The organism is Bradyrhizobium sp. HKCCYLS2038 (assembly GCF_051167655.1).
Classification (GTDB): Bacteria; Pseudomonadota; Alphaproteobacteria; order Rhizobiales; family Xanthobacteraceae; genus Bradyrhizobium.
The window spans coordinates 1124229-1146335 of sequence record NZ_JBNPTM010000001.1 but is presented as its reverse complement, the minus strand read 5'-3'; the positions used below and the strand labels follow the sequence as shown (position 1 = coordinate 1146335).

General features: G+C 64.6%; 17 protein-coding genes. 6 read left to right on the top strand and 11 right to left on the bottom strand.

Annotation, left to right across the window (positions count from 1 at the left end):
• Positions 1-2: 2 nt before the first annotated feature.
• From maiA to ACQR1I_RS05060, 3 genes are all read right to left on the bottom strand, one after another.
• Positions 3-674 carry a maleylacetoacetate isomerase gene (gene maiA / locus ACQR1I_RS05070; RefSeq protein ID WP_434867718.1) on the bottom strand — a complete coding sequence of 224 codons (672 nt, stop codon included), beginning with the start codon at positions 672-674 and terminating at the stop codon, positions 3-5.
• Between the two features lie 243 nt (positions 675-917).
• On the bottom strand, positions 918-1427 hold the full coding sequence (locus ACQR1I_RS05065) for a cytochrome family protein (RefSeq protein WP_434867719.1): 510 nt from the start codon (positions 1425-1427) through the stop codon (positions 918-920).
• A 179-nt stretch (positions 1428-1606) separates the two neighbouring features.
• Positions 1607-2533: an alpha/beta hydrolase gene (locus ACQR1I_RS05060; RefSeq protein WP_434867720.1), complete on the bottom strand. Its 927-nt coding sequence runs from the start codon at positions 2531-2533 to the stop codon at positions 1607-1609.
• 313 nt (positions 2534-2846) lie between these two features.
• On the opposite strand from ACQR1I_RS05060, the gene ACQR1I_RS05055 reads away from it, so the two are divergent.
• On the top strand, positions 2847-4874 hold the full coding sequence (locus tag ACQR1I_RS05055; RefSeq protein WP_434867929.1) for a methyl-accepting chemotaxis protein: 2028 nt from the start codon (positions 2847-2849) through the stop codon (positions 4872-4874).
• A 220-nt stretch (positions 4875-5094) separates the two neighbouring features.
• On the opposite strand, the gene ACQR1I_RS05050 is transcribed toward ACQR1I_RS05055, so the two are convergent.
• Entirely contained in the window at positions 5095-5556 is a 462-nt protein-coding gene (locus ACQR1I_RS05050; RefSeq protein ID WP_434867721.1) for a hypothetical protein, read from the bottom strand.
• Between the two features lie 1501 nt (positions 5557-7057).
• On the opposite strand from ACQR1I_RS05050, the gene flhA reads away from it, so the two are divergent.
• Together flhA and ACQR1I_RS05040 are read left to right on the top strand one after the other, a co-directional pair.
• Entirely contained in the window at positions 7058-9187 is a 2130-nt protein-coding gene (flhA, locus tag ACQR1I_RS05045) for a flagellar biosynthesis protein FlhA (protein ID WP_434867722.1), read from the top strand.
• 371 nt (positions 9188-9558) lie between these two features.
• Positions 9559-9759 (top strand): hypothetical protein, encoded by a 201-nt coding sequence (locus ACQR1I_RS05040; protein ID WP_434867723.1) that lies wholly within the window; start codon positions 9559-9561, stop codon positions 9757-9759.
• Between the two features lie 131 nt (positions 9760-9890).
• Here the strand turns inward: ACQR1I_RS05040 and ACQR1I_RS05035 are convergent, their stop codons facing one another.
• From ACQR1I_RS05035 to fliI, 4 genes are all read right to left on the bottom strand, one after another.
• On the bottom strand, positions 9891-11030 hold the full coding sequence (locus ACQR1I_RS05035) for an anti-sigma factor (protein WP_434867724.1): 1140 nt from the start codon (positions 11028-11030) through the stop codon (positions 9891-9893).
• 54 nt (positions 11031-11084) lie between these two features.
• Positions 11085-11633, bottom strand: a complete 549-nt coding sequence (locus ACQR1I_RS05030; protein ID WP_434867725.1) for a sigma-70 family RNA polymerase sigma factor — start codon at positions 11631-11633, stop codon at positions 11085-11087.
• Positions 11634-11788: 155 nt separating this feature from the next.
• The gene (gene fliJ, locus ACQR1I_RS05025; RefSeq protein ID WP_434867726.1) at positions 11789-12208 is read right to left on the bottom strand and encodes a flagellar export protein FliJ; all 420 of its coding nucleotides are present in this window, start codon (positions 12206-12208) and stop codon (positions 11789-11791) included.
• Positions 12209-12317: 109 nt separating this feature from the next.
• Positions 12318-13640: a flagellar protein export ATPase FliI gene (gene fliI / locus ACQR1I_RS05020; RefSeq protein ID WP_434867727.1), complete on the bottom strand. Its 1323-nt coding sequence runs from the start codon at positions 13638-13640 to the stop codon at positions 12318-12320.
• 440 nt (positions 13641-14080) lie between these two features.
• On the opposite strand from fliI, the gene ctrA reads away from it, so the two are divergent.
• The 3 genes from ctrA (at position 14081) to ACQR1I_RS05005 (ending at position 16910) form a co-directional block, all read left to right on the top strand.
• Positions 14081-14782, top strand: a complete 702-nt coding sequence (ctrA, locus tag ACQR1I_RS05015; RefSeq protein ID WP_012046382.1) for a response regulator transcription factor CtrA — start codon at positions 14081-14083, stop codon at positions 14780-14782.
• 1325 nt (positions 14783-16107) lie between these two features.
• Positions 16108-16335, top strand: a complete 228-nt coding sequence (locus ACQR1I_RS05010) for a hypothetical protein (RefSeq protein ID WP_434867728.1) — start codon at positions 16108-16110, stop codon at positions 16333-16335.
• A gap of 86 nt (positions 16336-16421) precedes the next feature.
• Entirely contained in the window at positions 16422-16910 is a 489-nt protein-coding gene (locus tag ACQR1I_RS05005) for a hypothetical protein (RefSeq protein ID WP_434867729.1), read from the top strand.
• 261 nt (positions 16911-17171) lie between these two features.
• Here ACQR1I_RS05005 and ACQR1I_RS05000 read toward each other — a convergent pair whose 3' ends face one another.
• The 3 genes from ACQR1I_RS05000 to ACQR1I_RS04990 all read right to left on the bottom strand — a co-directional run bounded on the left by ACQR1I_RS05000 (position 17172) and on the right by ACQR1I_RS04990 (position 22102).
• Positions 17172-19325, bottom strand: a complete 2154-nt coding sequence (locus tag ACQR1I_RS05000; RefSeq protein WP_434867730.1) for a phospholipase D-like domain-containing protein — start codon at positions 19323-19325, stop codon at positions 17172-17174.
• Positions 19326-19935: 610 nt separating this feature from the next.
• Positions 19936-21339, bottom strand: a complete 1404-nt coding sequence (gene hydA / locus ACQR1I_RS04995) for a dihydropyrimidinase (RefSeq protein ID WP_434867731.1) — start codon at positions 21337-21339, stop codon at positions 19936-19938.
• A 34-nt stretch (positions 21340-21373) separates the two neighbouring features.
• Positions 21374-22102, bottom strand: a complete 729-nt coding sequence (locus ACQR1I_RS04990) for a maleate cis-trans isomerase family protein (protein ID WP_434867732.1) — start codon at positions 22100-22102, stop codon at positions 21374-21376.
• Positions 22103-22107: the final 5 nt, after the last annotated feature.

Here is a 22107-nt window from a genome sequence, read left to right as displayed (position 1 = left end):
ATCTACGGCGCTGCAGGTTTGAGCCGCATCGCCTCCGGCGTATCCGGCTGCGCCAGCGGATGCGCCGCGGCAAACGCCGGCAGCGCCATCGCAGCCGCGAAGACGCGCTGCACGGTCGGCGTCTCGGCGAGGTCGAGGCCCTGGTTGCGCGCGAATGTGACGTGACCGGCAACGCAGATGTCGGCGACGGTCGGCGCATCGCCATGGGCGAAGCGCCCGGTCGCCGCATGGCCGGCCAGCTGCGCCTCGACGGCCACCAGCATCTCCGCTGCCCAATGCTTCAGCCACGCCGCGCGCCCGGCCTCGTCGACGTGCAGCACCTCGGTGAGATAGCGCTGCACCCGCGGCGTCGTCAGTGGATGCGCATCACACGCGATCATCGCCGCCAGCGCCCGCACCCGCGCCCGCCCCTTGGCGTCTTCGGGCAGCAGCGCCGGACCGGGACAGGCCTCGTCGAGATAATCGAGGATCGCCAGCGACTGCGTCAGCACCGTGCCGTCGTCGAGCACCAGCGACGGCAGCGCCATCTGCGGATTGAGCGCGGCATAGGCGCCGTCGCGATGCTGCCGCCGGTCGATATCGACCGCGATCTGCTCGTAAGCCACGCCCTTCAGATTGAGCGCGATGCGCACGCGAAAACTCGCGAGCGAGCGCCAGAACGAATAGAGCTTCATGCAGATATCTCCTTCGTCCCTAGGTGTATCGCATAGGTGATGCGGAGCCGTCCCTAACGACCCTGCCCATTTGTTACTCCGTCATGCCCGGGCTTGTCCCGGGCATCCACGCGGTTCTCAGCATGCCGGACGACGTGGATGGCCGGGACAAGCCCGGCCATGACGGCGTGGAGAGAGACGAGCGCAAGAAGGCGATCATCAAATGCGATAGCTCCGTCACCGGACTCTCGCGGGCGAGCTGCCTCATTCCGCGCCGGGCGTGAAGTCCTGATCGGCCACGCTGGCGCCCTGCGGCACCTTGATCACGACGGCGGCGCGGTTCAGCGCCTGATGGCAGGAATTGCAGGCAGCCGTGAGATCCGCGTAGGACTGCTCGAACCGCGCGACGTCCTTCTGCTTGATCGCCTGCGCCAGATCATCGAACGGCTGCTGCGTCACCGCCGTCGTCATGTCCGCGAACGAATTGCCGTCGACCTGCGGCTGCGCCCGGCCGACGCGGTTGAACGCACCCTTGAGGTTGCCGAGCTCATAGGCCGCGAACGCCCAATTGCCGCTGCGCGCGGCAATCGACAGCCTGACATGGCGCGGCTGGATGGTCGCGATCATCAGGTCGCTGATGGTCGGCACATAGGCCGGCGCGGGCGCCGGCGCTTCGGCGCGCAAGCCGGCCACGGTTGCGAGCGACGCAAGCGCGGCAAGGCCTGCAACGGTCAGTGAGATCCGGAAGGCAGGGCGAAGCTTCCATCGACGCATCTTGAACTCTCCAACATCAGTTTAGAAGCGTTCTAAAGAACGGTATTGGCGAGGCCAATGGCCATCGCTGGCCAGAGAGATCAGAAATTCTTGATGAGGTCGCCGGCGCGCCCGGCGAGATCAGGCTGCAATCCGCTCCGAGTGCGAGCGCGAGGCGTCAATGCACCGTCATCCGATCGTCACTTGGTGCCGATCATCCTGCGCAGCCAGGCGTCAACGATGGCGGTGGCCGGATGGCCGGCATCGCCGAGGTCGCGATTGATCTCGATGTGGCCACGCAGTCCGGTGCCGGGGACGGCTGCGACCTCGGCCGGCGTTCCCGCTTGCATCAAGGCCGCACCGAGCGCCTCGGACTGCGCCTTGCCGTCGGCGCGGTCGACGTGGAGGATCAGGAACGCCGGCGCGTTCGGCTTTGCGGCTTGCAAAGTCGGCGACAGCACCCGCTGTCGCACAGGGTCGGTGCCGAACGCCTGGACGTAGGTGTCGCGCATGAAGCGCCCGCTGTCGGCGAGTTGGCGCGCGACGTCGTAGCAGGCACCATCGAGCGCGATGACGCCGCTGACGTCGCGCAACGTCAGCCCGGCCGCCGTGAGATAACGTGGATCGGTCCCGACCAGCGCCACCAGATGCGCGCCGGCGCTGTGCCCCATCAGCACGATCCGCGAGGCATCGATCCCCAGGCGTCCCGCATTGTTGCGCAGCCACGCCACGGCCGCCGCGACATCCGCCGCCTGCTGCTCGACGGTTGCGGCCGGCACCAGGCGATAGTCGATCGAGGCGAACGCGTAGCCCTGCGCGAGCAGGTGCTCGACCTTCGCAGCTCCGGTGGCGTTGCGCTTGTCGCCCCGCTTCCACCCGCCGCCATGCACGAAGACGATCAGCGGCGCGGCCGTGCCTCCCCTCGCCTGCCAGAAGTCGAGCGTCTGCAGCGGATCGGTGCCATAGGCATATTCCGCATCTGGCGCGACCCGGCTCTCAGTCGCGCGCGCCGCCATTCGCGCCTGCCAGCGCTCCAGGAACGGGCCAGCGCACGCAGGTGACAGCGAAATGGGCAGCACGAACCACAAGCTAGCAGCCAAGAGAACGGCAAGTATCGAACGCAACATCGATCGCTCCATCGCCACGAGACGATAGCAGCAAGCGTCGCCTCATGAAGGCCACGCGGGCCATCGTTACAAAATGTCACGAACGGGCGCCCGGACAGGCGAAGGTTGAGGGTCTGCTCGCCAAACGCGCGCACTGGGCAGACAACCCGGCCGCGGAGGACACCACCCCGGGATCGAATCCTGGACTGATTAGCCGTGCAACGATCACCGGCCCTTAGCAATCGAGCAAAAAGATCGATGAATTAACGGTAAAACAAGGCGCTCCGGCTATCCTGCAATCCGATAAGGCGGAAATTAGGTGGGGCGAAAATTGATCAAGCTCAATCGCATTGGAAACAAGCTCGGCGCCGTGGGGCTGTTTGGCGTATTGCTTTCCGCCACCATGGTGGCCAATCAGATGGCGTCGGAGTCGGCCATTGCCTTCGCGAACAATCGTGCTCGGGTGCAGCAGAAGATCGCCGACCATTCCGTTCGCGCCAATATCGCTCTGCGGGGGATGGAGTTGGCGTTGCGCGACATCGGACAGTCAAAGAACTCATCCGAACTCGAACTGCAAACAGGCCAGCTGAATGGATTCTTTGCGACCCTGAACAAGGAGCTCGATGAGGCGATCGCGGATGTCAAGAAGCCGGACGACAAGGAACGGCTGCAGAAAATCAGCTCCCTTGGCGCCGAGTATCACGATGTCGCATCAGAGATCGGGAAAGCCCAGCTCAAGATCTTCGAGATCACGAAGAAGCGGAGCGAACGTTCGGCCGAATGGACCAAGACCTTCGAAGGGTTCCAGCTGTCGCCGTCGCTGATCCGCGCGGCAAATCGAAGCGACATCGAGAAGGTGCTGAGCGAAGCCGATTCGAATTTCAATTCGGTACAGGCAGCGACATGGCGCTTGATCGCCACGGGCGACGAGAGCGAAAAGCAGGTCATCGTGAACCGCACGGGCGGACTGGAAGACACGCTGGACAGCGCCAGGAGCATCATCAGCGATATCGGACTTCTCCGCACCATCGATGGGCTCGCGACGACCGTGAAGGGATTCACTGCGGTCACCAACGAGGCGATCAAGGTCGAGACGGCAAAGAAGGCACTCTTCAACACGAAGGCGGTGCCGGCTGCGAAGCAGACCATCGAGCTGATGCGAACAGCGCTCGATATCGCAGCTGAGAACGCCGAGGACGCAAAGTCGCAAGCTGCAGCCGAGTTGAGCCAGCAGAATCGCCTGAACCTCGTGGTGGCGGTCGTTCTCATGCTGTCGCTGATCGGCTCCGTCGCTTTCACGTTTGCCGGGATCGCACGACCCTTGATGCGGCTCAACGGAGCACTCGGGAAAATGGCTGCCGGCGAGTTGAACATCGAGATTCCAGGGGCCAGTCGTGGCGACGAGGTGGGCGACGTTGCCAAGACGGTTGTCGTCATTCGTGAGAACGCCGAGCGGAGAGCGCGGGACGAAGCTGAAGCTGCGGCAAACCAGGAGCAAGGCGCGGCGGCGCGTCGCAAGGCCGATATGATCGCACTCGCCGATGGCTTCGAGGCTGCCGTCGGCGAAATCGTCGAAATCGTGTCCGCGGCAGCCACCGAGCTCGAGACGTCTGCCTCGTCGCTGACGACCACGGCGGCGCGCTCGCAAGAACTGACCATCGTGGTCGCAGGCGCATCCGATCAGGCGTCCGCGAACGTACAATCAGTGGCTTCTGCCACGAAGGAGCTGTCTTCCTCGGTCAGCGAGATCGGTCGCAGGGTTCAGGAATCGGCGCTCGTGGCGACCGAAGCCGTCGGCCAGGCGCGCACGACGACCGATCGTGTCGGCGAACTGTCTAAGGCGGCTGGTCGCATCGGAGATGTCATCGAACTGATCAATGCGATCGCCGGACAGACCAATTTGCTGGCGCTGAACGCGACGATCGAAGCCGCGCGTGCGGGGGACGCGGGCCGAGGCTTTGCGGTCGTGGCATCGGAAGTCAAGGCGTTGGCCGAGCAGACCGCGAAAGCGACCGGTGAGATCGGCCAACAGATCAATGGCATTCAAACGGCGACACACGAGTCCGTCGGCGCGATCCGGGAGATCAGCAGCACCATCGAAAAGTTGTCGGGGATCTCATCGGCGATCGCCTCTGCCGTGGAAGAGCAGGAGACGGCAACGCAGGAGATTGCGCGCAACGTCGAGAAGGCCGCCCACGGTACGATGCAGGTCTCGTCCAACATCGCGGACGTTCAGGGCGGCGCGCGAATGACTGGCGCCGCCTCCTCGCAGGTTCTCGCCGCCGCGCGGTCGCTATCCCACAATTCGCACCGCCTCAAATCCGAGGTCGTCAAGTTTCTCGGCTCGGTGAGAGCAGCCTGACCGGCGGCTCGCGACGGATGCGAGGCATTTCCTGATCCAGCGACTGCCCGCTGGACTTCCTCGACCGTTGCCACATGAGCGGCGCATCGACCCGTTCCGACGTCCATTCTCTGAAGCGCGACCATTGAACGTGCCGGTCATTCGAGAATTCGCTGCGGCATGCGCCTCAGCCAGCACCAGGCCCATGGAAACCCTCGTCTAGATCGCAGCGGCAAAAGGCTCAATCCAGGAGACTCTCGGCTGGCTTGATCGGAACGACATCGTAGCTCTGGTAAAGCTCTTCCAGCGGGCGCCAATCCAACAGCACCGTACGGTACATCCACCGATAATAGTGCTTGTTGCGGGCGATCTCTTCAACCCGGTCTCGGCCAGCAAACCGGGAGGCTGCCTCGATCTCCAGCCAATTCACCAGCAGATGGAGATAGGTCGAGTATTCATCGTTTCCTCCGTCAGGAAATCCGACAGGCGCCGCGGGGTAGCGGCGCTTCAATTCGGCAATGAGAGGCGACCCATTTTCCGCAACTTTCAACCTGGTCAGATACCAATGCATCTGCTCGTGGAGATACTCGCAAAGGATCGCGTTCGGGTCGTGCAACTCGGTGTTCAACGTCAAGACTGGATGGCTGTGAGGGATCGACGTGGGCGAAACCCGCAGATGCCTGGTGTATTCGAACGCACGCAAATCGTGCTCCGCCTGCCACCGCTTGATGCACGCGATGATCTTTCCGCTCGCGATTGCGCCAAGGACAAGTCGATCGCGTAGTGGAAGCCATCTGTCATTGCATGCACTCACGTGAACGACGCTGCCCCTCGTTCCATCGAAATGCGAGAGTGATACAAGGTCGGCTCGAATATCCGTCTGAGGACGGGCACGCGGTGAAGGACGCATTTTCAAGAGAAGTCCTGCCCACTTGACCTACTTTCAATTGAAGCCGCACGGCAAACGCGTCCGATCGTTAATCGAGTTCGGCACGCCCCCTCTACGCACGAGGCATCCCGCCCCTCAATCATTTTTCGATTTACAGAATTTTCCTATTTACTTTTTTCAGAAATAGTGTATATCACTCCCCGTCCTGCTTCCGCCGGAGGGGCGTGTCGCGACCGTCACGAGACGTGGGAGGTGGGATGCGATGGGCGCAGCGAATCGCAGCGTGGCTTCGTGCCGCGCCGACGAACGGTTCGTTGCGCACGGCGAAGTCGTGCGGTCCTGACACCCCGCTTGACACCAGCGTCGCAGGTGGCGGTGCTCGCGCATCGCGCCCGTGATGGTGGCCAACAAGCCCGGCGCACCAGGGAGACCACGTATAAGCCGTTCCAACTATCGCGCAGGGAAGGCCGGGTGTTTCGGCCAGACCTGTGGTGACTGCCGCCTGCTTTTTTTTCTGCAGGCGGGCCACGGGCGCGGCCAGCGCCCGGCCTTCCCTGCGCCCTCCATCTGATCGAGGGCGGACCTGATGCGAAAGCTCGGGCGCGATGCGCCGCGGGAGAGGATCGCGCTTGTCTTCACGACGACATTCGGTTGGGCGCATCGGCCGGCGGCGGAGGCCTCATGGTTCGAGACGCGCCGCAAGGGCGACGCTCCTCAATCGACCTCGCCGCGGGCGCGAAGGCAGTGGCTGCGCCCTCGCCCCTTGTGGGAGAGGGCATGCATGGCAGTACAACGATCTCGGTCGGGTGAGGGGTTTGTTTCAACGAGTTGCGCTCGCGGAGAGAACCCCTCACCCAACCGAGTCTGCGGATCGGCCGGCGCTGCCCTCTCCCACCCCGGCGAAGCTTCGCTTCGCCTTGGGGGCGAGGGCACTGCATCGCGCAGCGGTGCGGAAGTTGCTGGCTGCTTCGAACGCCATCATCAAAGGATAGCGGGAAGAGGGTCAGGCTCCGAGCCCCGGAGCGCTACGCGTCTCGAACGGCGAGGCCCGTATTTTCGCGGCGTCCCCGAGAGGCGGCAGGAGAGCACATGCCGCTCTCCCGGCAACCTCTTGTTAACCGCCGTTAACCGAACGCTAACCATCCACCGGGCAAAAATTGCCCAGTGGAATGTGCGTGTCGTGGTTGGGTGCGGTTGACGGGGGAGAGCTTCCGTGGACGCCAGCGCGGTACCTCAGTTCAGGAACGGTGGCCCTGTGGCCGCCGCGCAGTCGTTTGGGGCCGGCAAACGCGGCTCACGGGAAGGGGCGAAAGCCATGGTCGACGTCACGGCGGGTCAGGGGGCCGGCGCACCGGCCGGCGGGTTCTCATTCGGCGACCTCAAGACGATGATCCTGCGCGGCGACATCGCGCTGGCGCTCGGCATCCTCACCATCCTGGTGGTGCTGATCCTGCCGCTGCCCTCGCTGGTGCTCGATCTTTTTCTGGCGATCTCGATCACGCTGTCGATCCTGATCCTGATGACGGCCCTGTTCATCCAGGCGCCGCTGGAATTCTCGTCGTTTCCGACCATCCTGCTGATCTCGACGATGCTGCGGCTGTCGTTGAACCTGGCCTCGACCCGGCTGATCCTGTCGCGCGGCCATGAGGGCACGGACGCGGCCGGCCACGTCATCGAGGCGTTCGGCAATTTCGTGATGGGCGGCAATTTCGTCATCGGCATCATCGTGTTCGCGATCCTGGTGACGGTGAACTTCGTCGTCATCACCAAGGGTTCGGGCCGCATCGCCGAGGTCGCGGCGCGCTTCCATCTGGACTCCATGCCCGGCAAGCAGATGGCGATCGACGCCGACCTCTCCGCTGGCCTGATCGACGAGAAGGTCGCCAAGATCCGGCGCAAGGAGCTGGAGGACGAAAGCGGCTTCTTCGGCGCCATGGACGGTGCCTCGAAATTCGTCCGCGGCGACGCGGTCGCCGGCCTGCTCGTCGTCTTCATCAACATCATCGGCGGCATCATCATCGGCGTCGCCCAGCAGGGTCTCGGCTTTGCCGAGGCCGCCCGCACCTACACCACGCTGACCGTCGGCGACGGTCTCGTGACCCAGGTGCCGGCGCTGATCGTTTCGACCGCGGCCGGCCTGCTGGTCTCCAAGGCCGGCGTCAGCGGCGCCGCCGACAAGGCGCTGATGAAGCAGTTCTCCGGCTATCCGCAGGCGCTCGGCCTGTCGGCCGCCGTGATGCTGATCCTGGCGCTTCTGCCGGGCATCCCGACCCTGCCCTTCCTGGCGCTCGGCGGCGGCGCCGCTGCGCTCGCGGTCAAGGCGCGCAAGCAGAAGGAGATGGCGAAGGCCGAGGAAGTCGCCGCAGCCGCCGCCGCGCCGACCGCAGCAGCCAGTGCCGCGGCAGCCGAGGAGCCGATCTCCGCCGCGCTCAAGATCGACGACCTCAAGATCGAGCTGGGCTATGCGCTGCTGCCGCTGGTCAACGCGCCTGATGGCACCGACCGCCTGACCGACCAGATCAAGGCGCTGAGGCGCTCGCTGGCGATCGAGATGGGCTTCGTGATGCCGTCAGTGCGCATCCTCGACAACGTCCAGCTCGAGGCCAACACCTACATCATCAAGATCAAGGAGGTCGACGCCGGTTCCGGCAAGATCTGGCCGAGCCAATTCATGGTCATGGATCCCGGCGGCAACCAGGTTGCGGTGCCCGGCATCCACACCACGGAGCCGACCTTCGGCCTGCCCGCCACCTGGGTCGATGCCGGGTTGAAGGAAGAGGCGACGCTGAAGGGCTACACGGTGGTGGACGCGGCGACGGTGCTTTCGACCCATTTGACCGAGCTGCTCAAGGCCAACATGAGCGACCTCTTGTCCTACGGCGAGGTGCAGAAGCTGCTGAAGGAGCTGCCGAAAGAGCAGGGCGAGCTGGTCAAGGACATCGTGCCGACGCAGATCACGATCTCCGGCATCCAGCGCGTGCTGCAGCTGCTGTTGTCCGAGCGGATCTCGATCCGCGATCTCTCGACCATCCTCGAAGGCGTCGCCGATGCGCTCGCGTTCTCGCGCAATCCAGCAACCATCGTGGAGCATGTGCGCGCCCGCCTCGCCCGCCAGATCTGCGCCCAGAACACCTCGCCGATGGGCTATCTGCCGCTGATCGCGCTGTCGGCGAAGTGGGAGCAGGCGTTTGCGGAGTCCCTGATCGGCCAGGGCGAGGAGCGCAGCCTGGCGATGCAGCCGTCGCGGCTGTCGGAGTTCATGACCGCGACGCGCGAGGCGTTCGAGCGGGCCGCACGCGAGGGCGAGTCGCCGGTGCTGGTGACATCGGCGGCGATCCGTCCGTTCGTCCGTTCGCTGGTCGAGCGCTTCCGCGCCCAGACCACGGTGCTGTCGCAGGCCGAGATCCATCCGCGGGCGCGGCTGAAGACCGTGGGGAGTGTTTGAGACGAATGGCGCGGAACCTGCGACTCATTCCGAAGTTATTGAGGTCAGGGCCGGCGCATCGCGCCGGTCTTGCCGCTTTTAGGGGCAAACCGACCTGTGTTTTGCCGCCACAGGCAAATAATTTCTTAATTTTGCGTTAGGTGGCTGAAGTTTTCGCCGCAGACCGAACAAGGCGTCAAGTTATTGATATAGAATGAAAAAGATCGTTATTTCCAACCCGCGATCGCGAAGCATCACGCATTATCACACGCTTGTGATGCCATCTACGAAACGGAATCGAGGTTTCCTACGTTCTTGCAAGCGAGACGATGAACCGGAAGGACGTCGGCTCGCACGAATCAGCGAAGGACGGAAGACGGCAGGAGGGTTCCATGAACCACTCGATTTACAGCGCGGATCGGACGACCCACCTCAAGATCGTGGTGGTGGCGCTCGTGGCTGGCATCGCGGTGGCCGGCTTCGGCATCTCCGCCCGGCTCAACGCCGAGCCGAACTACGCGCAGACCGCGAAGGTGATCAAGGCCGGCAAGCCGGTGGTGGTGACCAGCTCGCAAGCGTCGGTGGTTCGCTGAGAGGAATTCCCGGAATTCACGCGGTTCTCACAGCCCCCCAACTGGCCGCGTGGATATGTAGTAGACCCAACCCCAAGTCGACTACCGAAAACGCCCGCTCCCCACGGGCGTTTTCTTTTTGTCGCCTTGAGCTACTTGCCCGGCGGCACCGTCTCGATCAGCTTGCCCGTAAACACGATCGGCCCCGTAGCCTGCCCGGTCGGCGAGCCGCCCTCCGGCTCGACGGTCACGGCGTAGGTGGCGCGGCTGACGATGTCGGGGTCGTAGGAGGACAGAACCGGGCGGCTGGTGAAATCGCTGCCGCCGATCACCCCGAGCGAGCGCGGCTTCTGCAACCTGTCCGACACGATCCACAGCTCGAAGCTCTTGCCCGGCTCCGGCGCGGCGCCGACCCGTCGCACGGTGTAGCTTCGCGTGGCGGAATCCACGGTGAGGATGAAGGCCGGGGACGCCGCATCCTTCTGGAGCAGGGCGACGAACTGTGCCGCAGGCTCCGGCGCGGCCGGGACCTTGACCTCGACGGTCTGAATCCGCGGCTTCGGCTGCAGCCGCTGCGGCAGCAGATCCGGCCGATAGACCTGCACGCCGACCAGCGCGAGCAGCACCGCAGCGAGCGCCGTCATCACGTTGGCGACCGCGCGCCACCGCCGCACGCGGGACGACAATCTGACGACCGCGGCATTGTCGTTCGCCGCACTCTCGGCCGCCGTGCCGATGCGCACGGGGGCGATCACTGGCGGTGCGGCAGCCCGCGATCGCGTGCTCGAGGTCTCCACCTTGGCGGCGTCGGCGCTGGAGACTTCAGCCTTGAAGACTTCAGGCTTGGAGACCTCGACCGACGGCGCTTCGATCCTGGGCGGCGAAGCGACAGAGTGCTCCGCCTTGGAGAGCTCGACCGGTGGAGCTTGCGGCGGCGGAGCTTCGGCAACCGGCACAGGCGGCGGCTCGGGCGCTTTGACCGTGACCGGGGCCTCCTCAATCACCGCAGCCTCTGCGACCGCCGGCGCTTCCGCTTCGGGCAGATCGGCAGCGACGGCTTTCGGGCTCGAACGCGCGATCTCGGCCTTGATGCGCTCCCACAATTCGGCCCGCGGCTCCACGAGCCCGACCATCTGGTTGAGCGCGCCGAGGCGCAATTCCCAGGCCTGCACGACGGCAGCGAAGTCACGGTCGACCGCCATCATGGTCTCGACCTGGGCACGCTCGGCGCCATCGAGCGTCCCGAGCGCATATTCCGCCGCCAGCGCGATATGGTCTTCGCTATACGCCATCACGGATCCAGGTCACGTCACCTACGAGATCTTTTAGTCCAGTCGAGCCACACCTCATCCGAGACCGAGGCATTGGCGGATGTCCATCATGCTCCGCCGCAGCCAGGTCTTGACCGTATTCACCGGCGCCTCGAACTTGGTCGCCAATTGCTCGCGGCTCCAGCCATTGTAGTAGGCGAGCAGCACGAGCTTCTGGCGATCGGGCTCGAGCCGGCCGACGCATTCCAAAAGACGCTTGAGCTCCTCCGACATCTCCCGGCGCGCCAGCGGATCCGGCGTCTCGGCAGCGACCTCCAGCGCGGAAGGCTCATCTTCCAACGACAGCTCGCCACGCTTGCGCACCAGGTCGATGGCACGGTTGCGGGCGATGGCGGCCATCCAGGTGATCGGCGAAGACACCGCCGGATTGAACTGGGCGGCGTTGTTCCAGACCTTCACATAGGTCTCCTGGACGACCTCCTCGGCGAGGTCCTGTCGGTGCAAGATACGGAGCACGACGCCATAGAGTTTCGCGCGCGTCGCCGCGTAAAGGCGCTCGAACGCAGCCTCGTCGCCCTTGGCGACTGCGGCCAGCAGCTCGACCAGATCTGCCGGCGTCAGCATTCAGCGTCCCCGAAAATCGCCCCACTCCCTCGTTCGAGCTCACGTCCTCCCGTAGCACACATCGCGCGCGGCGCTCTACCCGGCCTGGGCAAAGACGAAAAACCCGGACCTCGCGGCCCGGGTTCACGTAAAGCTTGCGGCCGTGGCCGACCGGCTCAGGCGATGACGCCGAGCCGGGCGCGCATCAGGCCGATACTGTCCATGTCGGCCTGCTCGCGGGCGCTCTCCTCGGCCTTTTCGCGGGCTTGGTCGCGCTCATCGAGCAGCTCGACCTTCTTCATCTCCTCGAACGCCTCCGACAGCGCCGCCTTGGCGTCCTCGAGCTGCCCGCGCAGCTCGTCGGCCGAGCGCGTCAGGTTTTCCCGGCGCTGGATCGCGGCCTTGGCGTAGGTCGGATAGGCGAAATGGGTCGGGTCGTTGATGCCGGCCCGGTCCTGTTCGGTCTGGATTTCCCGCTCGAGCTCGGCGGACATGCGCTGGAAGTCAGCGATCATGCCTTCGATCTGCGTCACCCGGCGGCGTTTCTCATCCACCTGAAACTTTTTCAGGCGGATCAGCGTTTCGCGCGACTTCATCGACTCATACTCCCCAGAAGTCCCGTAGACGGCGCGGGACAGGGCCGGCCGCCCTTCCTGGGCTTGCCGACTAAGCTCGTTACATGGAGGGGATGATTACCCGACAAAGTTAGCTTTCCGTTTCCAAACGCCCCAGGATCTGTTCCAGCTCCAGATACCCTTGAGAAAGGGTACTGACCTCGTCCTTGCGCTGCCTGAGGAACGCCTCCAGCGGCTCGTGCAGCCGGATCGCCTCGTCGACCTCCGGGCTCGAGCCTGCCCGATAGGCGCCCAGCCGGATCAATTCCTCCATGTCGGCATAGGTCGCCATCACCTGGCGCGCGCGCATGATCGTCGGCAAGAATACGGGGTCGGCCGATTTCGGCATCGTCCGCGACACCGATTTGAGGATGTTGATCGCGGGATAGCGGCCGCGTTCGGCGATCGAACGCTGCATCACGACGTGGCCATCGAGAATGCCGCGCACCGCGTCCGCGACAGGCTCGTTGTGGTCGTCGCCGTCGACCAGCACCGTGAAGATTCCAGTGATAGTTCCATCGCCGCTGCCCGGGCCGGCCCGCTCCAACAGCTTCGGCAGCTCCGTAAAGACAGTCGGTGTGTAGCCCTTGGCGGTCGGCGGCTCGCCGGCCGACAGCCCGATCTCACGCTGCGCCATCGCAAAGCGCGTCACCGAGTCCATCAGGCACAGAACGTCCTTACCTTCGTCGCGAAAATATTCGGAGATTGCGAGCGTCAGATACGCCGCCTGCCGCCGCATCAGCGCCGGCTCGTCGGAGGTCGCGACGACGACGACGGAGCGCGCCAGGCCCTCCTCGCCGAGATCATCCTGCAGAAACTCCTGCACCTCGCGGCCGCGCTCGCCGATCAGTCCGATCACCGACACCGCGGCATCGACGTTGCGCGCCAGCATCGACAGCAGGACGGATTTGCCGACGCCGGAGCCGGCGAAGATACCGAGCCGCTGGCCGCGGCAGCAGGTTAGGAACGTGTTCATAGCGCGCACGCCGAGATCGAGCGGATCGCCGACGCGCTTGCGCGAATGCGCCGGCGGCGGATTGTTGCGATAGGGAACCGGCGCGGCGCCCTGCGGCAGCGGCCCCTTGCCGTCGATCGGCTCGCCCATGGCGTTGACGACGCGGCCGAGCCAGGCCAGCGACGGCCGCACCTGGTTCGCGGCATTGGCGATGACCGCGCGGCAGCCGCGCCGCACCCCTTCCAACCCGGCGAACGGCATCACCACCGCGTTCCTGCCGGAGAACCCGATCACCTCGGCAGGAATGACATTGCTGCCGGTCTCGATCACGATGCGCGCGCCGACCGACATCGCATGAATGGGCCCGGCGATCTCCACCATGAGTCCCTTCACGCCGACGACACGACCATAGGTGTTCACGGCGTCGATGTCGTTGATCTGTTCGGCAAGAGCTTTCATTGCGAAGCCGCCTTCATCGCGAAACCACCCTCATCGCCAAACCGCTTTCATCACGAAACAGCCTTCATTGCGAAAACCTTAAATAGGGATCGATTCGCCTGGCTGGTTTAACTCTGTGTTTACTCGCATCATTAATCATTGCGTCATGGTCTGGAGTGACTGACGTAGTGCGCTTTGCCGCCCCCCCAAAAGCGGTGAGGAACGAGAGTCGGTTAGTTCCATCTCTTCACATGGAGCTTGAACGAGGACGGCTGAGAAAAACTGCTTCTTCGCAACACCTTACGGCGATTCGACAAAAATTGCACGGATAGAGCTTGCGCAGCGGAATCAGGATTTGTTAACCATCTCTCGTCAGGATCCGAATCAGTTGTTCAAAGGCGTTTTGAGTGCCGCGGTGGCGGCCGACCTGACGCCCGGAGCGGCGACTATGGGGAACTGGCATGCGCGTTTTGCTGATTGAGGATGACAGCGCCGTCGCGCAGTCGATCGAGCTGATGTTGAAGTCTGAAAGCTTCAATGTCTACACGACTGACCTCGGCGAAGAAGGCGTCGACCTCGGCAAGTTGTACGATTACGACATTATCCTTCTCGACCTCAATCTGCCCGACATGTCCGGTTACGACGTGCTCAAGCAGCTTCGTGTCTCGAAGATCAAGACACCGATCCTCATTTTGTCCGGCCTCGCCGGCATCGAGGACAAGGTCAAGGGTCTCGGCTTCGGCGCCGACGACTACATGACCAAGCCGTTCCACAAGGACGAGCTGATCGCCCGCATCCACGCGATCGTCCGCCGTTCCAAGGGCCACGCCCAGTCCGTCATCCAGACCGGCGACCTCGTCGTCAACCTGGACACCAAGACGGTGGAAGTCGGCGGCCAGCGCGTGCATCTGACCGGCAAGGAATACCAGATGCTGGAGCTGCTCTCGCTCCGCAAGGGCACCACCCTCACCAAGGAGATGTTCCTCAATCATCTCTACGGCGGCATGGACGAGCCCGAACTGAAGATCATCGACGTCTTCATCTGCAAGCTGCGCAAGAAGCTGGCCAACGCCTCCGAAGGCCGCAACTTCATCGAAACCGTCTGGGGCCGCGGCTACGTGCTGCGCGAGCCGCACGACATGGACGAGCGCATCCCCGCCTGATCTTTCACTGGGTACTCCGGCAAGCCTCACCGCTTGCTCCTCCCAGACTGGGCCCCGCCGCAAATGGCGGGGTTTTTGTTTGTGGGGGCGGTGTTGCTGATGGGCCGGCCATTTGCGCCGTGGCCGACAGGCCTTGGAGCCAAGCTCTCGCCCCGGCCCCGCTGCGCTCCCCTCCCCCTTGCGGGGAGGGGTCGGGGGTGGGGGTCCCCGGAAATGGTCTGCATGAGACTCACCCCACTCGAGCCAACTAAGCACTCATCCCGCCGCTCGCACGCCCCCTGCCCCAAACTCCATCCTGAGCAAGAAACCGCCATCCCCAACCCCTCCCCGCGTGCCGACAATCGCTGGCGCGATCGCGGCGTGGGGGAGGGGAGCCCACCGTCATTGCCGCGCCTGCGCGTCTCAAACGACCAGGCACCGCCGCCCTCGCCTTTCAGCCAACAAACGCGAGCGCCTCGCGCTCAAGCGCAATCGCCCGCTCAGCTTTCCCAGATCCATCATCCCACATCATCGCGGTCTCGCAGCGCCCCGCGCCCGAGTTGTTCGGCATCCTCACGCCTCCAAACTGAGGGCGCAGGGAAGGCCGGGCGCTGGCCGCGCCCGTGGCCCGCCTGCAGAAAAGAAAGCAGGCGGCAGTCACCACAGGTCTGGCCGAAACACCCGGCCCTCCCCGCGCGATGGCTTTACGATTTATACGCGATCTCCCTGGGGACCGGCTGTCTTGCCCCCATCACCCGCAGGCAGCTCATCAGCAACGCCCACAGGCTTGACCTCAGCACCGGGAGGCCAGGACCACGCGATTTCATCGTGCGCCCAGATCGTTCGTCCGCACAGCCAAGCCATGCTGCGACCCCAAGCGCCCATCGCATCCCACACCCGACGTCCGTGACGACCGCGAAGCATCCCCTCGTTGGGGCGGGACGAAGCGGAGTAGAGCACGTTTTCTGAGAAAACGAAAGAAGAATTTTTGAGAAGCCGAAATCGATCCCTGTGGGCCTGAGTGACCAGCGTTTGCGCGGCACGCCCGTTGCACCGCACGGCAATCGCATATGCCGATTTCGGTCTTTCGCGACGAGTCATCCTGCTAGCTAGTAACTCCGTCATGCCCGGGCTTGTCCCGGGCATCCACGCCGTTCACAGGATGCCGAACGACGTGGATGGCCGGGACAAGCCCGGCCATGACGATGTGGAAACAGATGAGCGCAAAACTCCCGTCTCCAAATACGATAGTCCTGCGGTGCACCGCGAGACGATAGAGTCGCGATAAGGCAATCCCTATGGAAACCGCGTCGTAATGCGCTATTGTCGGCGGCAAGGAGCCGGGCATGACCAAACTGCTCGATCAAGGGCTCGAAGCCGTCCGCCGCCTGCCCTCCGACGCGCAGGACGAGGTCGCGCGAGCGATGCTCGCACTGGCCGGCGAGGACCGCGAGCCCGAAGACATTTCCCCGTCGCATCTGCGAGACGTGCTCGAGAGTCTTGCCGAGGCGAAGCGCCGACAATTCGCAACCGATGCCGACATCGAGGCAGCGATCCGCCGCTTCGATCGATGAAGCTTCGCTTCATGCCGCGCGCCGTCTAAAACATCGCAGCGGTTAGTCTGGCGCGGTCCGATCATGCGCTCTGAAAGGGGGGACTCATGACATTGCGCTTCATCGCCCTGGCGGCTTCGGCCTGCGTCATCCTTGCGGGCGCTCCCCCTGCGTCGGCTGCTGACGCGGAGTCGACGGAGTTCAAGCTGGTGACGCCGCCGCTCAGCATCTACCGGGATCAGCGGCGCCCTGCGGCCGAGAACTTGCCGGTGCCGTCCGGCTTCACCAGGGAGCACATCCTGCTCGGCGACCGCATCTTCCACGGCGAGGCCGCGAACGGTCAGTGCAGCGTCTGTCACGCCATCGACGGCAAGGGCACGCCGAACGGCAACGATTTGACCGCCGGGATGTTCGTCTGGAGCGACGGCAGCGTCAACGGCGTGAAGCGCACCATCCTGCACAACATGGAGGTGGCGCCCGGACGCGATGGCGACCTGGACTTGGCAGATGTCGAGGCCGTGTCGGCCTATGTCTGGGCGATCAGTCATCAGGAGCGGTCGGCTGTTAAGAGCGAGAGCGCGCCGCCGCCGCGTTAGAGCTACCCGCGCGTTAGAGCGGCCGGCGCCACCGCCACACATCCAAGCTCTCATCGCACCAACTGATCTCAGGTCAGGATGCTGCAGGCGATTCGACAGAACGCATGTGTGTGCTGGCGGTGGTCGTCGCCAAGCCGGGAGCAGGAGCCGCGCAACTGGTGCCCTTCCATGACCGGCTCGCCAAGTCAGCCGACGGGCGGGTACTCTTGAAGGCCGCCGCGAGGATCGACGCCGCGACGGCCGTCCGAGAGGTCTCCTCTACTATCTCTTCTTGGCAGCGCTCTTCCTGGCCCGCGTCTTCGCGACCTTCTTCGCCGCCGTCTTGCTCGTCTTCTTGCTCGTCTTTTTGCTCGTCTTGGCCTTCGCCTTCTTCGCCGCTACGGTCTTCTTCTGTGCCGTCTTCGACGCCTTCTTGACGGTCTTCGTCGTCTTGCGGCCGGCCGAACTCTTCGCCGCGGCGGCGGCTTTCTTCGGCGCCTTCTTGGCGGGCTTGGTCGGTGTCTTCGGGGCCTTGGTCTTTGCAGACGTGCCGGCAGGCTTGCCGGCGCCGCCGCCCGTCGATGGCTTGCTGTTTCCCGCCGCACCGCCACGGCTGCTCTCATTGCTGCTTGCAGCTGCCTCGCCTGCCGCCGATAGCCAGAACCGCAGCTCCGGCGACTTCTCGTCCGCGCCCTTGATGTAGCGGTCCTGCCAGCTGTCGTCGCCTTGCAGCGGCTTGCCGAAGATCTCCGGGTGCTCCTTCAGCAGCCAGCGCCAGGCGTAGTGGTCGTAGAGGTCGAGCACGTGGCAGGCATAGGCCTCCGCGAGGCCGCGATGGCCGCGGATGATCAGCATGTTCTCGTCGTTGTTGTGCGAGGCGCGGAAGCCGAGATTGTGCGAGCCGGTCACGACGACGCAATCGTCGCTGAACGGATCGATCACCACGATCTTGTTGTGGATGATGGCGAAGCCGTATTTGGCGAGCTCCTTTTCCCACTTGCCGAAGGCGTCCTGCACCGCGCCGGCGGGCACGCCGCGGAAATCGATGCTGCCCTTGGCGCCCGCCTTCTTCGGCGTGCCGGATTCGCCGACCACCTTCACCTCGGGCGCGGACTCCTCGCCGCCCTCGTCGCCGCCGCTCTCCGACTGGCCGCCGGAATGCAGCGCGGCAGAGAAGTTCGTCGCGCGCACCGGGCTGGTCAGCGCTCCCCGCACGAACAGATCGGGCTTGTCCTTCAGCAGCTGGCCGGCGACGTCGAGGATCGAGTTGTTGCCGGGATCGAAGGCGAGGAACAGCACCGCGTGCTTGGCTGAGCGCATCAGCTCGAACACCCGGCCCATGTCGCCAGGCGTCTTGGGATTTTTGCCAAGCTTGCCCGGCGTGTTCGGCGAGAACATCGGCTCGATGGTCACGCCCTGGCCGAGATCGATCGGCTGATTGATCGAGCTCGCGTTGTTGGCGCGCGCGAAGTCGCGCAAGGTCTTCGACTGCAGCGCCGACTTGTCGCCATCGGCGGCGTCGACATCGGCCTTCAGCGCATTCCAGTAGCCGAGATAGCGCTCGGCGAGCTCCGGGCTCTCCACCACCAGGGCGTTGTTGGTCTGGGTGCAAAGGCCGGTCGAGGTCCAGTTGGTCGAGCCGGACAGCACCGCCGTCGGCTTGTCGTTCTCGGTGAGCACCATGAACTTGTTGTGCGGGATGGATCCCTTGCCGAGGATGCGGTCGATGACTGTGACGCCCGCGGCTTTCAGGTTGGCGCGGTTCTCGGCATCGGCATCGTCGGAGTCCTTGCCCTGCTCGTTGCCGAGGATGACAGTGCGGCTCGCCGGATTCTGGTGCAGCTGCTTTTCGAGTCCGTTGGGATCGTTGAGCTCGTACAGCGCGGCATGGATGGTACCGCCGCCGGTGTCGGCGCGCTTCAGCAGCGAGGTCAGGCCGTCCTGCAGCTGGCCCATCAGGCGGATGCGGATCGGATCGCTGGGATCGAGGATGTGCGGCGCCAGCGCTGGGATGCTGGGATGATCGTTCAGCGCATGGCTCAGCGCCTGCGTCGCGGTGATGCCGCGGTTGAAATAGGCGTGGAACGGCGGCCGCTCCGGCGTCAGCGTCACCTGATTGCTCTCCAGCGGCGCGACGCCGGCGAGCGGGGTGAGCGTCTGGCCCGGCGTGCCGCCCATCGGCACGATGCGATATTTGTAGGTTCCGCCGCGCTTGGCGTAGAGATCCTTCCACCAGAATTTCTGCACCGGCGCCCGGTCGGTGTTGAGCTTGTCGGCTGTCTGCCCGGCAAAGCGCGCCAGCGCGGGCAGCAGAGTGTCGGTGTTGGCGGCAACGTCGATGCAATGAATGGCGAAGCCGAGACAGCCGTCGAGACGGCGGTCGAAGGTCCAGGCGACGACGGCAATATCATTGTTGGAAAATGCAAGCGCGGGCATGGCAGCAATCCCTTTCGTCGAACCCCCCCAGGAGTGAAGCAGCTCAGACAAGAATATGTCTCGGAGTTGCAACAAGGGTTCGACACATCCGGGACAGGAATGCGGGATTGAGGTCGCGGCGGGTGGAAGTGCGGTGCAGCGAAGCGTGAGTCCGCGCCGTGATGAGACCCCCGCCGTCTGCGCACGGTGCGCCCCCCTCCCCCTTGCGGGGAGGGGTTGGGGGTGGGGGTCCCCGGGCGCTGAACGTCGTTGGAGAGGCTTGCAGGCCATGGATGGACTGTGCCTTTGATTGCCGACCGACTTGCGCGGAACGCTTTGACCGAGAGAGCGGGATTCGTGGACCCCCACCCCCGACCCCTCCCCGCAAGGGGGAGGGGGGCGCACCGGTCGCGGGACGAGGCTTCGGCATACAAAGATAACGACGGGGTACATTCCATCCCCGCGTCATTGCGAGGAGCCCCCGGGCCTCGCCTGCGGCGAGCCCGAGGACAGGCTCCGCGACGACTTGTCCGCCATAGCCCGAAGGGCGACGGCGGAAGCAATCCAGAGTCCCGCCCGCCGCCCTGGATTGCTTCGCTTCGCTCGCAATGACGTGGGGATAGAGTTTGCCCTAGCCGACGGCGCCCGGCTTGCCCCGCGTCACGTAACGCCCCTCGCCCTTGGCGCCCACGAGCTTCCCGTCGCGGACCACGAACTTGCCGCGCAGCATGGTGGCGACGGGCCAACCGGTGATCTCGATGCCCTCATACGGTGTGTAGTCGGAGCCGTGGTGCAAACCGGACTGGCTGATCTTCGCCGTCTTGGTCGGGTCCCACAGCGCGATGTCGGCGTCATAGCCGATGGCGATGGAGCCCTTGCCCTTCAGGCCGTAGGTCTTGGCGTGGTTGGTCGCGGTGAAGGCGACGAACTGGTTGAGGCTGATGCGGCCCTTGCCGACGCCCTCGGAGAACAGGATCGGCAGCCGGGTCTCGACGCCGGGGATGCCGTTCGGCACCCAGCGGAAGCTGGTGCGGCCCTTCGGGTTCAGCTTGCCGGCCTCGTCGTCATAGCGGAACGGGCAGTGGTCGGACGAGAACAGCGAGAACACGCCGCGTTGCAGCCCCTCCCAGCACGCCTCCTGGCTCGCCTTGTCGCGCGGCGGCGGCGAGCAGACATATTTGGCGCCTTCCATGTTGAGGCCCTGCATGTCCTCTTCGGTCAGCACCAGATATTGCGGGCAGGTCTCGCCATGAATCTTCAGTCCGCGCATCTGCGCGCGGCGGATCTCCTCCATCGCCTCGCGGTTGGAGACGTGGACGATCACGATCGGCACGTCGATCAGCTCCGCCAGCGAGATCGCGCGGTGGGTCGCCTCGCGCTCCACCGGAATCGGGCGCGACTTGCCGTGATAGTACGGCGCGGTGTTGCCGGCACGCTCGAGGCGGTCGGTGAGGAAGCGGATGGCGTCGTAGTTCTCGGCGTGGATCTGCACCAGGGCGCCCTGCTCGCGCGCGACCTGCAGCACGCCGAGGATCTCGTAATCGTTCAGCGCGAGACCCTCATAGGTCATGAAGATCTTCAGCGACGAATAGCCGTCGGCGACCAGCGCCGGCAGCTCCTGGCCGAGCACGGCATCGGTGGGATCGGCGATGATGAGGTGGAAGGAATGATCGACGTAGCAGGCCTGGTCGGCCAGCGCGTGATAATCCTTCAGCGCCGCGCGCAAGGGCTGCCCCTTCTCCTGCAGGCAATAGGGCATGACGAAGGTGTTTCCGCCGAAGGCTGCGGCGCGCGTCGCGCTCTCGAAATCGTCGGCCATGACGATGCCCGGGCCGGAGGGCTGGCTGATATGGACGTGGCTGTCGATGCCGCCGGGCAGTACCAGCAGGCCCGACGCATCGACAGTCTCGTCGGCGTCGGTGATCGCCTCGCCGATGGCGGCGATGCGGCCGCCCTTGATGGCGACATCGGCCTTGTAGGTGTCGCTCGCGGTGGCGACGGTGCCGTTGCGGATGACGGTGTCGAAGGCAGCCATGTGACGCGCTCTCCCAATTCCAGGCAATCGAGGCTCAGGCGAATTTGTGAAACAGCGATCCCCATTCGCCGACGCCACTGAGATCGACGCCGGCCAGTTTCAGGGATTTCCATACCACGGTGGCGATGCTGTCGAGAATCGGAATTCCCGTCTCCAGCTCGAGCCGCGCCACCAGCGGCGCCGCCCGCATGTTGGTGCAGACCACCGCGATCGCATCCGGCTTCTCGCGCGCGACCTCGCGGATCATCGTCTCGATCTCGGCCGGCGTCACCTCGGCGAAGGAAAAATTGTCCTGCAGGTTGAGATGCCGGTCGCCGCGGCAGGCGATACCGAGCGTGGCGTAGTTGGCGATGATGCGCGCCTGCACGTCGTCGCGGTAGGGCGTGACCAGGCCGAGCGAGGTCGCCTTCGCCGTCGCCAGGATCTCGTTGAGCGCCAGCATCGAGGTGGTGGCGGGAATGCCGGTCGCAGCCGTGATCTGCTCGCACAGCTTCACGTCGGTATCGAAGCCGAGCCAGCCCGAGGACGTGCCGCTCCAGCCGATCACGTCCACCTTGGCATGCGCCAGCAACTCGGCCGCGCGCAGGATGTTGCTGGTGTCGAACTGCGCCAGTGCATCGGTCGAGAGCGCGATCTCGGTGACCTTGAAGCGCGAGAAATGCGCCGACACGTTCGGCAGCCCCGCGACCATGGCGGAGGTGATCGGCTCCAGCGCGGTGTTCGACGACGGGGTCAGCATGCCGAGCAGAGTGCGTTTGGTCATAGGTG